The organism is Bacteroides sp. D2, assembly GCF_025147085.1.
Lineage (GTDB): Bacteria > Bacteroidota > Bacteroidia > Bacteroidales > Bacteroidaceae > Bacteroides.
In genome coordinates this window covers 4,077,781-4,093,236 of sequence record NZ_CP102261.1, presented here as the reverse complement: position 1 = coordinate 4,093,236, position 15,456 = coordinate 4,077,781, and the positions used below count along the sequence as shown (strand labels likewise).

General features: G+C 41.8%; 12 protein-coding genes. 8 read left to right on the top strand and 4 right to left on the bottom strand.

What is annotated here, in order from left to right:
- Positions 1-2: 2 nt before the first annotated feature.
- The gene (locus NQ505_RS14530) at positions 3-1,418 is read right to left on the bottom strand and encodes a family 43 glycosylhydrolase (RefSeq protein ID WP_009000911.1); all 1,416 of its coding nucleotides are present in this window, start codon (positions 1,416-1,418) and stop codon (positions 3-5) included.
- Positions 1,419-1,784: 366 nt separating this feature from the next.
- Here NQ505_RS14530 and NQ505_RS14525 point away from each other — a divergent pair, with 366 nt between their 5' ends.
- The 8 genes from NQ505_RS14525 to NQ505_RS14490 all read left to right on the top strand — a co-directional run bounded on the left by NQ505_RS14525 (position 1,785) and on the right by NQ505_RS14490 (position 11,311).
- Positions 1,785-2,054 (top strand): hypothetical protein, encoded by a 270-nt coding sequence (locus tag NQ505_RS14525; RefSeq protein WP_004306027.1) that lies wholly within the window; start codon positions 1,785-1,787, stop codon positions 2,052-2,054.
- Positions 2,055-2,061: 7 nt separating this feature from the next.
- On the top strand, positions 2,062-2,616 hold the full coding sequence (locus NQ505_RS14520; protein WP_004325563.1) for a 1-acyl-sn-glycerol-3-phosphate acyltransferase: 555 nt from the start codon (positions 2,062-2,064) through the stop codon (positions 2,614-2,616).
- An 87-nt stretch (positions 2,617-2,703) separates the two neighbouring features.
- Positions 2,704-3,480 carry an amidohydrolase gene (locus tag NQ505_RS14515; protein WP_009000910.1) on the top strand — a complete coding sequence of 259 codons (777 nt, stop codon included), beginning with the start codon at positions 2,704-2,706 and terminating at the stop codon, positions 3,478-3,480.
- 148 nt (positions 3,481-3,628) lie between these two features.
- Positions 3,629-5,620 (top strand): glucosamine-6-phosphate deaminase, encoded by a 1,992-nt coding sequence (locus tag NQ505_RS14510; RefSeq protein ID WP_004297369.1) that lies wholly within the window; start codon positions 3,629-3,631, stop codon positions 5,618-5,620.
- Positions 5,621-5,814: 194 nt separating this feature from the next.
- A complete protein-coding gene (locus tag NQ505_RS14505) occupies positions 5,815-8,724 on the top strand; it encodes a xanthan lyase (RefSeq protein ID WP_004325561.1) in 2,910 nt (969 codons plus the stop codon).
- A gap of 79 nt (positions 8,725-8,803) precedes the next feature.
- Positions 8,804-9,121, top strand: coding sequence for a hypothetical protein (locus NQ505_RS14500; protein WP_004325560.1), 318 nt, complete (start codon positions 8,804-8,806; stop codon positions 9,119-9,121).
- On the top strand, positions 9,121-9,345 hold the full coding sequence (locus tag NQ505_RS14495) for a sulfurtransferase TusA family protein (protein ID WP_004306023.1): 225 nt from the start codon (positions 9,121-9,123) through the stop codon (positions 9,343-9,345). Before NQ505_RS14500 ends, NQ505_RS14495 begins: the two co-directional genes overlap by 1 nt.
- A 106-nt stretch (positions 9,346-9,451) precedes the next feature.
- The gene (locus tag NQ505_RS14490) at positions 9,452-11,311 is read left to right on the top strand and encodes a YgiQ family radical SAM protein (RefSeq protein WP_004325559.1); all 1,860 of its coding nucleotides are present in this window, start codon (positions 9,452-9,454) and stop codon (positions 11,309-11,311) included.
- 4 nt (positions 11,312-11,315) lie between these two features.
- Here the strand turns inward: NQ505_RS14490 and NQ505_RS14485 are convergent, their stop codons facing one another.
- The 3 genes from NQ505_RS14485 to mfd all read right to left on the bottom strand — a co-directional run bounded on the left by NQ505_RS14485 (position 11,316) and on the right by mfd (position 15,285).
- Entirely contained in the window at positions 11,316-11,612 is a 297-nt protein-coding gene (locus NQ505_RS14485; protein WP_004297362.1) for a type II toxin-antitoxin system RelE/ParE family toxin, read from the bottom strand.
- Positions 11,600-11,812, bottom strand: coding sequence for a hypothetical protein (locus NQ505_RS14480; protein ID WP_004297361.1), 213 nt, complete (start codon positions 11,810-11,812; stop codon positions 11,600-11,602). The genes NQ505_RS14485 and NQ505_RS14480 overlap by 13 nt, the downstream gene beginning before the upstream one ends.
- Before the next feature lie 110 nt (positions 11,813-11,922).
- Entirely contained in the window at positions 11,923-15,285 is a 3,363-nt protein-coding gene (mfd, locus tag NQ505_RS14475) for a transcription-repair coupling factor (protein ID WP_004319506.1), read from the bottom strand.
- Between the last annotated feature and the right edge of the window lie 171 nt (positions 15,286-15,456).

The following is a 15,456-nucleotide window of genomic DNA, read 5'->3' as shown; positions in this document are numbered from 1 at the left end:
TATTATTCAAAAACAACTATTTTATCCAATGTAACCAGACAATCGTCACTACCATATCGAGCTTTTGTCTTGTCCGTCCACACTGGTGAAATTCCTGTAACCTCAATTCTCAAAATATATTTTCCTTTAGCAAAACTTGGAGTCACGATTCGGATAGCTGACTCCGGATATTTACTATAAAAATCAATTAATGACGAATAAAGGGTTTTACCTTTTCTATTAAGTACACTCACCTTTGCATATCCACCATGAGAATTGGCTTCTCCTATTATAGCTGCCTGCGTACCTTTAAAAGGAATGTTCAATACACTATTTTTCAAGTTTGAGCACAACTGTTCCCCTCTCCTTTCCCATCCTGCTTCAGATCGTGTTTTCCGGAGAGATAATATTTGGCCATTATCCAGTGCATCCACCTGTGATAATGTTTTTATATCCCATGCCTGCCAATATTCTGGTATGGAAAGTTTTCCCTTATCCGCTTGCATAGGCATCCAGACATAAGTGGCAGCTGAAGCCTGATGAGGAAAGGACCAGCGATCTCCCATAAACATTGGAATTGTATCTTTTCCTTGTGTCAAAGGAAAGACAAAAGTAGTCTGTGAATTATACGTTAATTTACCTTCAGGGACAAACAAACCACCCTTCTTCCACGGACCGCCCACTGCCGGAGCTGTGAAATAATAATTATCATTCTTTTCCCAACTTGTCTTATTTGAAAACAAAAAATAATAAATGCCCTCCTTTTTAAACATGGCAGGCGACTCGCCACCAGGCGCCATATTCTTCACGAGTCTTTTTTCTGCAGAATGATAATCCTCGCTAAGACGATAGATATCTCCTTCATGAATCAGCAAATAGCCTGTCCCATCGGTATCCTGAAAAGTTCCCATATTCCACATTCGGATAGGTTCATTCCCTATTTTAAAAGGTCCTTGGAATATGTACTCACCATTAATAGTTTTACTAGTGGCATACCCGATACAAGGATCACAGTATTTCGTATCATCGGTATGCATATACATCACATATTCTCCAGTAGAAGGGCACTTCATGACCTTCACACGTTCACCAATCCTATTAGGACCTAACAATCCCTCTTTTTGTATTGGAAGCACGATACGTTCAAATTTCCAATTAGATAAATCGTCGGACGAATAGCAACTAAAACCAACAAAAGAATTCGTTTCATCCGAACGGTATTCCCCGAATAAATAATACCGTCCGGCATCTTCCACAATACATGCTCCATGAGCATTTACAATTTTTCCCTGATCATCAAACCAAGGAATACCATTACATATTATTTTCTCCTGATTTTGCGCACAACTGCTCTGACTCACCAAACTAAAAGACGTCCAAAGCAATATCATAGATATAAAATAGGAATGCCTCTTCTCCATCAAAAAACTTAAATTCATTGTCTTCCCTTTAATTTATTTAGATAAAAATTTGTCTGCTTATTACCTAGATTAAGAATACCGTAAAATTACTCCTTTTATCTATTCCAAAGGTTCAATAATCTGTCAAAAAGGAATAGAAATAAATAAAGTTCTCCACATTTTCATGCCATTTTATAATATCAGGACATATTCCATTCAATAACGTTTAATTTTAATTCATATCATATATCCCATACTTTGATTTAATACCACATTATATACATATAAAAAAGATATTAAAAACTCCCTTATTTTATTTTTTCCTTGTATAATTCGCCCAAATCAAAGAAAGTGCCTATCTTTACCGCAAGTATTTTTTATTATTCACCATTAAATGTAAAGATTATGGCAAGTAGAAGAGAACTCAAAAAGAACGTAAACTATATCGCAGGAGAATTATTCACCGAGTGTTTAATCAACAGTATGTTCATCCCTGGCACAGACAAGGTGAAAGCAGATGAACTGATGGCAGAGGTACTGAAGATGCAGGATGAGTTTGTCACTCGCATCAGCCACACAGAACCGGGCAACGTGAAAGGTTTTTATAAGAAATTCCGTGCTGATTTTAATGCAAAGGTAAACGAGATTATTGAAGCTATAGGGAAATTGAACTAAAAACAGAATGAAAAAAGCAATTTATAGCTTTATCTATTACCGCCTGTTAGGGTGGAAGACAAACGTTACGGTGCCTAATTATGATAAATGCGTGATATGTGCCGCTCCACACACAACAAACCTTGATTTATTTATTGGAAAACTATTTTATGGTGCTATAGGCCGTAAGACAAGTTTCATGATGAAAAAAGAATGGTTTTTCTTTCCGCTTGGATTTTTTTTCAAAGCAGTTGGCGGAATTCCCGTCGACCGCAGTCGAAAAACTTCGCTAGTAGATCAGATGGTTCATAATTTTGCCGAATATAAAAAGTTTAATTTGGCTATCACTCCCGAAGGAACCCGTAAAGCGAATCCAAACTGGAAAAAAGGCTTTTATTTTATAGCCTTGAAAGCCCAGGTTCCGATCGTTCTGATTGGTATTGATTACAGCAAGAAAACGATTTCGGCAACGAAAGCTATCATGCCGTCAGGAGATATTAATAAGGACATGAGAGAAATCAAACTTTACTTCAAGGATTTCAAAGGAAAACATCCGGAGAATTTTGCTCTTGGAGAAATATGATTTAAGTATTAGGTATTAATCGTAGCTTTTGATATACTTATCCGCACGGCTTAATACTTAATACTTATTACTTAATACTTAGTTATCATGGAGTCTATCCGTATTTCTATCATACAAACCGATATTGTTTGGGAAAATAAACAAGAAAATCTCCGTTTGCTCCACGAAAAGCTGCAAAGTCTTCGTGGAATAACGGAGATTGTTGTTTTACCGGAGATGTTTTCTACCGGATTCAGTATGCAGAGTAAAATACTGGCAGAGCCAAATTCCGGGGAAACCATTACAACACTCAAACAATGGGCCGCCAAATTCCAGCTAGCCATTTGCGGAAGCTATATAGCAACAGAGAACGAACAGTTTTATAACCGTGCGTTCTTTCTGACACCGGAAGGAGAAGAGTTCTATTATGACAAACGACATCTGTTTCGTATGGGACGGGAAGCCGAACATTTTTCGGCCGGTGATAAACGACTCATCATCCCCTATCACGGATGGAATATCTGCCTGCTGGTTTGCTATGACCTTCGTTTCCCTGTATGGAGCCGAAACGTAGGCAACGAGTACGACCTTTTAATATATGTAGCCAACTGGCCTATCCCCCGCCGTCTGGTTTGGGATACTCTACTCCGGGCACGCGCTTTAGAAAATCAATGCTATGTATGCGGTGTCAACAGAGTAGGTACAGACGGGTACCAACTTTCATATAATGGAGGAAGTAAAGTCTACTCCGCTTTCGGAGAAGAAATCGGCTCATTTCCAGATGGAAAGGAAGGAATAACGACTGTCAGTGTAAATCTCACTGCTCTCCACCAATTCAGAGAGCAGTTCCCGGTATGGAAAGATGCAGACGAATTCCATCTATAACATTTGCCAAATAACAAATGTTAAAAACAGATTCATGTAGCAACAATACCTAGAACTCGGTAGTTAATTATATAGACTTCTTTTGTATCTTTGTCGTGAAAATACAGTCGTAAGGACGCTAATCTTACATAACTTAATTAACAACTTTATGAAAACAAATCTTAGTTCTCAAATCAGTCTCCACCGGGTCTCCCCCAGATACTACAGACCGGAGAATGCATTTGAAAAATCAGTCTTGACAAGACTCGAGAAAATCCCTACGGACATCTACGAATCCGTAGAAGAAGGTGCTAACTATATTGCGCGCGAAATAGCACAAACCATCCGCGAAAAACAAAAGGCAGGACGTTTCTGTGTATTGGCTCTTCCTGGAGGAGATTCACCCAGCCACGTATATACCGAGCTTATCCGTATGCATAAGGAAGAGGGACTTAGCTTCCGCAATGTGATCGTATTTAATATGTATGAGTATTATCCGTTGTCTCCCGATGCAATCAACAGTAACTTCAATGCTTTGAAGAGTATGCTGCTGGATCACATCGACATTGACAAGCAGAATATATTCACTCCCGATGGAAGCATTGCCAAAGATACCATCTTCGAATATTGCCGTCTGTATGAACAACGCATTGAAAGCTTCGGAGGTATTGATATTGCTTTGTTAGGGATTGGTCGTGTAGGTAACATTGCGTTCAACGAACCGGGTTCCCGACTGAATTCTACCACTCGTCTGATTTTGTTAGATAATGCATCACGAAACGAGGCATCCAAGATTTTCGGAACGCTGGATAATACGCCGATCAGCTCCATTACAATGGGAGTAGCTACTATTCTTGGCGCAAAGAAAGTTTATCTGCTTGCATGGGGTGAAAACAAAGCAGCTATGATTAAAGAGTGTGTGGAAGGTCCGATCACTGACACAATTCCTGCTTCTTATCTGCAAACTCACAATAATGCACATGTAGCTCTTGATCTTTCAGCCGCTATGAACCTGACACGTATCCAACGTCCATGGTTAGTCACTTCTTGCGAATGGAATGATAAATTAATCCGCAGTGCAATCGTTTGGTTGTGTCAGTTGACCGGCAAACCGATTTTGAAGTTGACAAATAAAGACTATAACGAAAACGGTTTGAGTGAACTTCTGGCACTTTACGGTTCTGCGTACAATGTAAATATCAAAATCTTCAATGATTTGCAGCACACTATTACCGGATGGCCGGGCGGTAAGCCTAATGCTGATGATACCTATCGTCCGGAACGCGCAAAACCGTATCCGAAACGTGTGGTCATCTTCTCTCCGCATCCGGATGATGATGTTATTTCAATGGGTGGTACGCTTCGCCGTTTGGTAGAACAAAAGCACGAAGTACACGTAGCTTACGAAACTTCCGGTAATATCGCCGTAGGTGACGAAGAAGTAGTTCGTTTCATGCATTTTATCAATGGATTCAATCAGCTCTTCAATAATAGCGAAGATTTGGTTATCAATGAAAAATATATAGAAATACGCAATTTCCTGAAGGAGAAGAAAGACGGTGATATGGACAGTCGTGATATTCTGACTATCAAAGGTCTGATTCGTCGTGGTGAAGCCCGTACAGCTTGTACTTATAATAATATACCGCTGGAACGTTGCCACTTCCTCGATCTGCCATTCTATGAAACAGGTAAGATTCAGAAAAACCCAATCAGTGAAGCAGACGTAGAAATTGTACGCAACTTGCTCCGTGAAATAAAACCTCACCAGATTTTTGTTGCTGGTGACTTAGCCGACCCACATGGAACTCACCGTGTATGTACAGACGCTGTATTTGCTGCTGTCGATCTTGAAAAAGAAGAAGGTGCCAAATGGCTAAAAGACTGTCGTATCTGGATGTACCGTGGTGCGTGGGCTGAATGGGAAATCGAGAATATTGAAATGGCAGTGCCTATCAGTCCGGAAGAACTTCGTGCAAAACGTAACTCTATCCTGAAACATCAGTCGCAAATGGAAAGTGCTCCGTTCCTGGGTAACGACGAACGTTTGTTCTGGCAACGTAGCGAGGATCGTAACCGTGGTACAGCTACTTTGTACGACCAATTGGGATTGGCTTCTTACGAAGCAATGGAAGCATTTGTAGAATATGTTCCATTATAAGAGTAATCATTCTTAATTAAGAGAATATAAAACAATGAAAGAAGAGTGGGAAGTTTCGATACTTCTCGCTCTTTTTTGTTTATTTTTGCGGGGAGAATTAAACGCGGATTAACGCAGATTTTCGCAAAGAAAAATAGAATAAAACAATCTGCGATAATCCGTGATAATCTGCGTTTAGCAAAAAAGCAACAAGTATGAAGAAAATAATAGTATTTTTTCTAGGCCTTGCATTCTGTGCAACTTTTCTTTTTGCGCAGGATATTGAAAGAAATGTAAAAGAGCGGCTGACGGATTACTTCAACCAATATACCGCAACAGCCAAAATCAGCACTCCTAAACTGAATAGCTTCGATATTAATTACGACCGTAAGACGATTGCAATCTATGCATCGGAGAGTTTCGCCTACCAGCCTTTCCGTCCGGAAACTGTAGAAAACATTTATAATCAAGTTAAAGAATTGCTTCCGGGTCCCGTTCATTATTACCAACTCACCATTTATGCGGATGGGAAACCCATTGAAGATTTGGTACCTAATTTCTACCGGAATAAGAAAAAGGATAAGGAGCGGTTATCCTTAAATGTAGATTATAGAGGAGCTCCCTGGGTGAAAAACACTTCACGTCCTAATGAAATCTCACGCGGACTACAAGACCGCCACATTGCAATCTGGCAAAGCCACGGCAACTATTTCAAAAATGATAAAAACGAATGGGGATGGCAACGTCCCCGATTATTCTGCACCACAGAAGACATGTTCACTCAATCTTTTGTCCTTCCTTATGTAATTCCAATGCTGGAAAATGCAGGAGCGATTGTCTATACTCCCCGCGAACGAGATACACAAAAGAATGAAATCATTGTAGATAATGATACCCCCAATGCTTCCCTTTATTTGGAAATGGGGGGTAAAAAGATTAATTGGGCAAATGCTCCGGTAAGAGGATTTGCTCAGAAGAAAACAATCTATAAAGATGGAGAAAATCCTTTCACTGACGGAACCTGTCGTTTTATTCCGACAGAGAGAAAGAAAAAGAAGAATAAAGACCAGGTATTTGCCGAATGGGTGCCTACTCTACCGGCAACAGGCAAGTATGCAGTTTATGTTTCCTACCAAACATTGCCCAACAGTGTAAGCGACGCCAAATATCTGGTATTCCATAACGGAGGAGTAACCGAATTTAAAGTTAATCAGAAAATAGGTGGAGGCACATGGGTTTACCTCGGAACTTTTGAATTCGATAAAGGGAGCAACGACTACGGCATGGTGGTACTTAGTAACGAGAGCAGCGAACATGGGGTTGTATGCGCCGATGCAGTACGTTTTGGAGGGGGAATGGGAAACATTGCCCGTGGAGGAAAAATCAGCGGGCTACCGCGTTACTTGGAAGGAGCACGCTACTCTGCTCAATGGGCGGGAATGCCATACGAAGTATATGCCGGACGAAAAGGTGAAAACGACTATACAGACGATATCAACACACGCTCTAACGTTATCAATTATTTATCGGGCAGTTCCGTCTATAACCCACAACAGTCGGGTCTGGGCGTACCTTTGGAAATGACGATGGCATTGCACAGTGACGCCGGATGTAGCAAAACAGACGAACTGATCGGATCACTCGGCATTTACACCACCGATTTCAATAATGGCAAACTGAATGCAGGAACAGACCGGTATGCCTCACGTGATCTGGCAGACATTCTGCTGACACAGATTCAGAAAGATATTTATTCAAGCTACAGCTTGCCGTGGACACGCCGCAGCATGTGGAACCGGAATTATAGCGAAACACGTCTTCCGGCTACACCTTCTACGATTATTGAATTACTCTCCCACCAGAACTTCGCAGATATGCAGTTAGGACATGATCCGAACTTCAAGTTTACAGTGGGGCGTGCTATTTACAAAGGTATTTTGCAGTTCATTACCAACCAGCACGATAAAGAATACATTGTTCAGCCTCTGCCTGTGAGCAATTTCGCCATTCAATTCGGAAAGAAAAAGAATATATTAGAACTTTCATGGAAAGGCGAAGACGATCCGCAAGAACCGACTGCACGACCACGGGAATACATTGTATATACCCGCATCGGTTATGGAGGTTTTGACAATGGCACTTTAGTCAGCAAAACGTCCCACACCGTTAAGATAGAACCGGGACTTGTTTATTCATTCAAAGTAACTGCTGTAAACCGGGGTGGGGAAAGTTTTCCTTCTGAAATCCTTTCTGCCTATAAAGCCAAACGTGAACAGGGAAAAGTAATCATCATCAATGGCTTTGACAGAATCAGCGGTCCGGCGGTCGTTAACACTTCTGATAAAGCTGGATTCGATCTAATGCAAGATCCCGGCGTTCCGTATATATCGAATATTTCATTTTGCGGAGCACAAACCGGCTTCGACCGTACACAAGCCGGTAAAGAAGGAAAAGGAAGTCTGGGACATAGCGGAAACGAATTAGAAGGAATGAAAATTGCAGGAAACACGTTCGACTATCCTTTTATTCACGGAAAAGCAATTCAGGCAGCCGGAAAATATAGTTTCGTATCATGCAGCGACGAAGCAGTAGAGAACGGATTGGTTACATTAGAAGATTATCCGGTGGTAGATTATATTTTGGGACTGGAAAAAGAAGATCCTGCAAATAAAGCATATTACAAGACATTCTCTTCGGCTATGCAACGGATTATGACCAGTTATTGCCAAGCGGGAGGTAACCTGTTTGTCAGTGGTGCTTATGTAGGAAGTGATATGAGTGGAACACAAGGAAACCGGGAGTTTACAGAGAAAATACTGAAATATGGTTATCAAGGTAGCCTGACAGATAAGAGTTCGAATCAGATTAAAGGATTGGGCCGTACTATTACAATCCCACGTCTGCCTAATGAAAGCAGTTATGCTGTACCTGCTGCCGATTGTATTGTTCCCGTAGATACTGCCTTCCCCGTATTTACGTATGCACCCGGCAATCAGAGTGCAGGTATTGCCTACAAAGGAAACTACCGTACTTTTGTATTGGGCTTTCCTTTTGAAAGTATCCAGTCCGAAGCAGACCGGGCAACCATTATGGCAGGCATCTTGGGATTCTTTACTCAAAAATAAAAAATATCCTTTTTTTTAATTCGTTTCTCATTTTAAATTCTATCTTTGCTACTATAATAACCTTTAAAACTAAAAAACAATGTATACTATACAAGCAAATCCCAGCGGTACACGCAGCATAGAAGTATCTAATGAAAACTTGAGAACGATTGAAAAATATGCTCTGTTCCGTCATCTTATCGACAGTACCGGTATTATAGATGAAGCAGTTCTGGATAAGTTGAAACTAAATATCCGCTCCCTTATCGCCAGTCAGGAGGAAGACAGTAAAGACTTGCTGGACCTTTGTATCGACGTGATTTATCACAATAATATGAAGGCATTCGGCTTGCAACAGCTCATCAAGCTTTATCTTACCTGGCTCTCCAGTCCGGAAGCGGAAGAAGAGGAGGAATAATGATTACGGTAGATACCTGCGGAATAACAGCATACAGTCCGCTGATTCCTGCAATAAAAGCGATGTGCACTGCCTCTCCGGGTGAAACAATAGAGATTATCATGAACCATGCTGATGCGTTTCAGGATCTAAAGGAATATCTGTCCGAGCAAGGTATCGGCTTCCGTGAAATCTATGACGGAGAACAAATGACATTACAGTTCACAATCAACGGGAAGTTTTAAGAAAACACTCCAATGATTGGAAGAAAACATCCTGATGATTGAAGTTAAACATCTCAATGAATAAAAAAATCATTGGGATGTTTTTTATTATCCGTATCTTTGCAGCATGAAAGAATATCGATTGACCGACTGGTTACCCACTACCAAAAAAGAAGTTGAACTTCGCGGATGGAATGAATTGGATGTCGTTCTATTCAGTGCTGACGCTTATGTGGATCATCCTTCTTTTGGTGCTGCCGTTATCGGACGCATTCTCGAAGCGGAAGGTTTGAAAATAGCCATCGTTCCCCAACCTAACTGGCGTGACGACCTGCGCGACTTCAAGAAGTTGGGACGTCCACGGCTATTCTTCGGTATCTCCGGCGGATGCATGGACTCAATGGTTAATAAATATACCGCCAACAAACGCCTACGCAGTGAAGATGCTTATACTCCGGACGGCCGACCGGATATGCGCCCGGACTATCCTTCTACAGTTTACAGCCAGATACTAAAGAAACTTTTTCCGGATGTTCCGGTAGTCATTGGAGGAATCGAAGCTAGCTTAAGGCGATTGAGTCATTACGATTATTGGCAGGACAAAGTGCAAAAGAGTATTTTGTGCGACAGCGGAGCAGATCTGCTCATCTACGGAATGGGAGAAAAGCCTCTTGCAGACCTGGTGAAAAATATGAAAAGCCTGCTCACCACTGAAGAACCTGTACTGACAAGCAGCAAATTTAGAACAATTATCGGATCTGTGCCCCAGACAGCCTATCTTTGTCGTGCAACAGAATGGACATCTGCCGAAGATGACCTTCAACTTTATTCACACGAAGAATGTTTGGCAGATAAAAAGAAACAGGCTAGTAACTTCCGACATATCGAAGAAGAATCCAACAAATATTCGGCTTCACGAATCACACAAGCAGTAGGGAATAAGATAGTCGTAGTCAATCCTCCCTATCCTCCAATGAGCCAGAAAGACCTCGATCATTCGTTTGATTTACCATATACCCGCCTGCCTCATCCAAAATACAAAGGGAAACGGATTCCGGCATACGATATGATTAAATTTTCCATCAACATTCACCGGGGATGTTTCGGCGGCTGTGCATTCTGTACCATTTCCGCCCATCAGGGAAAGTTTATTGTCAGCCGAAGCAAAGAGTCTATACTGAAAGAGGTAAAAGAAGTTATTCAGTTACCCGATTTCAAGGGATATTTAAGTGATTTGGGAGGTCCTTCCGCTAATATGTATCAGATGAAAGGGAAAGATGAAGCTATTTGCAAAAAATGCAAACGACCGTCATGTATTCACCCGAAAGTTTGTCCGAATTTGAATACCGATCACCGCCCTTTACTGGATATTTACCATGCCGTGGATACCTTGCCCGGAATCAAAAAATCGTTTATCGGTAGCGGTGTACGCTATGACCTGTTACTTCATCAAAGCAAAGATGAAACTACCAACCGTAGCACTGCCGAATATACCCGTGAATTGATAGTCAATCATGTGAGTGGCCGGTTAAAAGTGGCTCCGGAGCATACCAGTGACCGGGTATTATCTATAATGCGCAAACCTTCTTTTGAGCAATTTGAAACATTCAAAAAGATATTCGACCGCATTAACCGGGAAGAAAATCTGCGTCAACAACTGATTCCGTATTTTATCTCTTCGCATCCCGGATGCAATGAAGAAGACATGGCGGAACTTGCCGTTATCACCAAACGTCTGGACTTCCACCTGGAACAAGTGCAGGACTTCACTCCTACTCCGATGACAGTGGCTACCGAAGCCTGGTATAGCGGATTCCATCCATACACGCTAGAACCGATATTCAGTGCCAAAACCCAACGGGAGAAACTTGCACAACGCCAATTCTTTTTCTGGTACAAACCGGAAGAACGAAAAAACATCATCAATGAGTTGAGACGTATCGGACGTTCAGATTTGATAGACAAGTTATACGGAAAGAAAAGATAAATTCTTAAAAAGGGGCTTTATCAGGATCTTGGCGAGTATCAAAAATAGCTTCCACAAGAATATATTCTTCAAGCACTCTATAATATACCTTAAAGTAATCACAATGAAAAACACGTATATTAGGCACAGAAGTAGCTTTGTATATATATGGATATTTGGCAACTAACTTCAGAACATCGTTTATCATTGTATAGATAGAACGACTATATTTGGAATTTCCGTTTCTTACACGATAGAAAGTCAAAATCCGCCGCAAAACAATTGTAGCAGTTTCTGTCCACACAATCTTTAATCTAGCCATTGTTTCACCTGCTTATCGACCTCTTCTTGAGTATACAACCGACCTTCTTCATAATCCTTTTCCGAACGCATGATAATCTCTCTTTCATATTCCGTAGGGATATAAAGACTCATATCAGAAGCTGTCCTTTGATAAGCAGCTATCGGTTCATTAACCTGTTCCGGCATCTCATTTTCCTGTGGTTCATATTTTGCAGCCATATCTGTAATACCTAAATTATTATGAGTTCAAAGATAAACAGACTTATGTAATAAAACAAACTTATTCTTTTGAATCTCATTAAAAAACACCAATTATCAGAGTCCACTTATCATTGCAAAGCCACAATCTCCTGCAACACACTGACCGCCGTTTCCACATTAGTAACATCCTTAATCAGCATACTCCGTCTGCCGTTCTGTTCACGCAAATCACAACGACGAGTATATTTCATCATATAGTCTATCACTTTACCAAAAGCCTTACTTTGATAGAACGGACTATCCGGATTGGAAACAAAAAACAAGGTCATCCGCCCACCTTTCAGGAAGATTTTCTCTGCACCCAAACGGGCTGCAAGACGGCGTAGAGGCACAATACGGAGTAGTTCTTCCGTTTCCCGGGGAACCGGTCCGAAGCGGTCTTCCAGACGAGCACGGAAAGCTTCCACATCTTTGTCCAATGTCAGTCCATCCAGTTCGCGATAGAGCAACATACGTTCGCTGCTGCCTGTTACGTAGTTGGCAGGCAACAATAGTTCGAGGTCGCTTTCTACCTGACACTCGTCTACAAACTCTTCTCCACTAATTTGTCCTTCGCCCTTGATTTCATCCGCATACAGTTCTGCAAACTCGTCTGTCTTTAACTCATGGACAGCTTCAGTAAGAATTTTCTGATATGTCTCATATCCCAAATCGGCAACAAATCCGCTTTGTTCGGCTCCAAGCAGATTTCCGGCTCCACGAATATCCAAATCCTGCATGGCGATATGAATGCCACTTCCCAAATCACTAAAGTTTTCAATTGCTTGAAGACGTCGCCTTCCTTCGGCTGTCAAACTACCTAACGGAGGAGCCAGCAGATAACAAAAAGCTTTTTTATTACTACGTCCTACCCGTCCACGCATCTGATGGAGATCACTCAATCCAAAGTTTTGCGCCTGATTGATAATGATAGTGTTGGCATTCGGAATATCAATACCACTTTCGATGATTGTAGTTGCCAAGAGTACATCATAGTCGTAGTTGACAAAATCCAGAATAATCTTCTCCAGCTCTGTCGGTTCCATCTGTCCATGTCCAATCGCTACACGGCAATCCGGGATATGACGTTCGATCATCGCTTTCAATTCCGGCAAGTTCGCAATCCGGTTATTGACAAAGAAGACTTGACCGTTGCGGCTCATCTCAAAATTGATGGCATCCGTTATCACTTCTTCATTAAAAGTATGCACTTCGGTCTGAATCGGATAGCGGTTGGGTGGCGGAGTAGAAATCACACTCAAGTCGCGTGCACCCATCAATGAAAATTGAAGGGTACGGGGAATTGGAGTAGCAGTCATAGTCAGTGTATCCACATTCACTTTCAACTGGCGCAGCTTTTCTTTGACAGAGACACCGAATTTCTGTTCTTCGTCCACAATCAACAATCCCAAGTCTTTAAACTGGACATCTTTTCCCAAGATACGGTGGGTACCTATCAGAATACCGACATCTCCATCTTTCAATCCCTTCAATACAGCTTTGGTCTGTGCGGCAGTACGTGCGCGGCTTAAATATTCCACCCGACACGGCAAGCCTTTCAGACGTTCACGGAAAGTCTGAAAATGCTGGTAAGCAAGTACTGTTGTCGGAACCAGAACGGCTACTTGTTTATTATCGGCAACGGCTTTGAAAGCCGCACGAATCGCAACTTCTGTTTTTCCAAATCCTACATCTCCGCAGACCAGACGATCCATCGGACGGTCACTTTCCATATCCGCCTTGACATCAATCGTCGCCTTACTCTGATCCGGTGTATCTTCATAAATAAAGGATGCTTCCAGCTCACGCTGCAAGAAACTATCGGGACTGTAAGAGAAACCTTTTTCCTGACGACGCTGCGAATACAATTTTATCAAATCGCGGGCAATGTCCTTGATTTTACTCTTCGTACGTTCTTTCAGTTTCTCCCATGCACCTGTACCTAATTTGTTAAGCCGGGGAGCCTCTCCTTCTTTACCTTTATATTTGGAAACCTTATGCAGGGAATGAATAGAGACGAACACCACATCTTCATTTTGAAACACCAGTTTCAAAACCTCTTGCGTAGTGTCACCATTCGGAATACGTACCAAGCCGGAAAAACGTCCGATACCATGATCCGTATGCACCACATAGTCTCCCGGAGTGAACTGATTCAGTTCTTTCAAGGATAGTGCCACTTTTCCCGAACGGGCTTTATCACTTTTCAGATTATATTTATGAAAACGATCAAACAACTGATGGTCTGTGAAGATACAGAGCCGCAGTGTGTTATCTACAAAACCTTCGTGAATGGTACGTTCTACGGGAGTAAAATTAATCTTATCACCCCGATCTTCAAAAATAGCTTTGATACGATCTGTTTGCTTCATGCTGTCACTGCAGATATAAAGCGAATAGCCTTTTTCCAGATAATCCTTAAAAGAAGAAGCTACCAGATCGAAATTCTTATGAAAGATAGGCTGGGCAGATGTATTGAAAGTAACGCTGGCATTGGGCGTTCCGGTCGGTTTATTACCAAATTCCAACCGGCGGAAATCGAGTGCCCGTACAGTAAACTCGCTGCCGTCTATCAATTTCCCTTCCAATGTAATGCCACCATTCTCTTCGGCCTCCTGAACGGCTATTGCCTGTGGAGTCAGCGCCTCATCGTGTACCACCTGGATTCGCTCGCGCAACCAAAGAAAATCGCGCATCGCCAAGGTAGTCTCTTTCGGGATAAAATCCAGAAAAGAAGTCGTTACATCTCCTGTCACCGCCAAATCGGGAACGATAGACACTCCATCTTTCTTCTCACGGGATAATTGAGACTCCACTTCAAAGGTACGAACACTTTCCACTTCATCACCAAAGAAATCGATGCGATAAGGATATTCCGAAGCAAAAGAGAAAACGTCGATAATACTACCGCGAACAGCATATTGTCCCGGCTCATATACGTAGTCTACATATTCAAAACCATAACTATGCAACACATCGGTGATGAAAGTGGTATCCACTTTCTCTCCTACATTCAGCTTCAGCGTTTTATTACTCAATTCCTTGCGCGACACCACTTTCTCCGCCAATGCATCCGGGTACGTAACGATACATAATCCCTCTTCCCCCTTTTGCAAGCGGCTAAGTACTTCTGTACGCAAAATCTCATTGGCCGCATCTTTTTGTCCATACTTGATGGAGCGACGGAATGAAGATGGAAAGAACAATACTCTTTCCGTACCCAATATCTGCGTCAAGTCGTGATAGAAATATCCGGCTTCTTCAAGATCACCTAAAATAAATACAAACGGGCAACCACCCTCTTGCACCAGTACAGAAGAAAAAAGAGAAGCGGCGGATGCACACAGTCCTCCGCAAAAAACAGTCTGAACGGAAGTGTCCTTCAACAAGCGCTTCATTACTGCCATATTGGGATGGGCAGCATATTGTTGTTGCAACTCAGTTATTGTCATACCTATAAAATTTCCCCGCAAAATTACAAAAAAGATTGGGAGTATACACCCAAAGAACAGAAGTATTATAATAAGGTATCTGCCGTCTTATTCCGAATGGGGCATGAAACACGTTAAATTTTCCTTAGTTCAGCTATAACTAAAGGAAAAAGAACTACTTTTGTTTCTAAA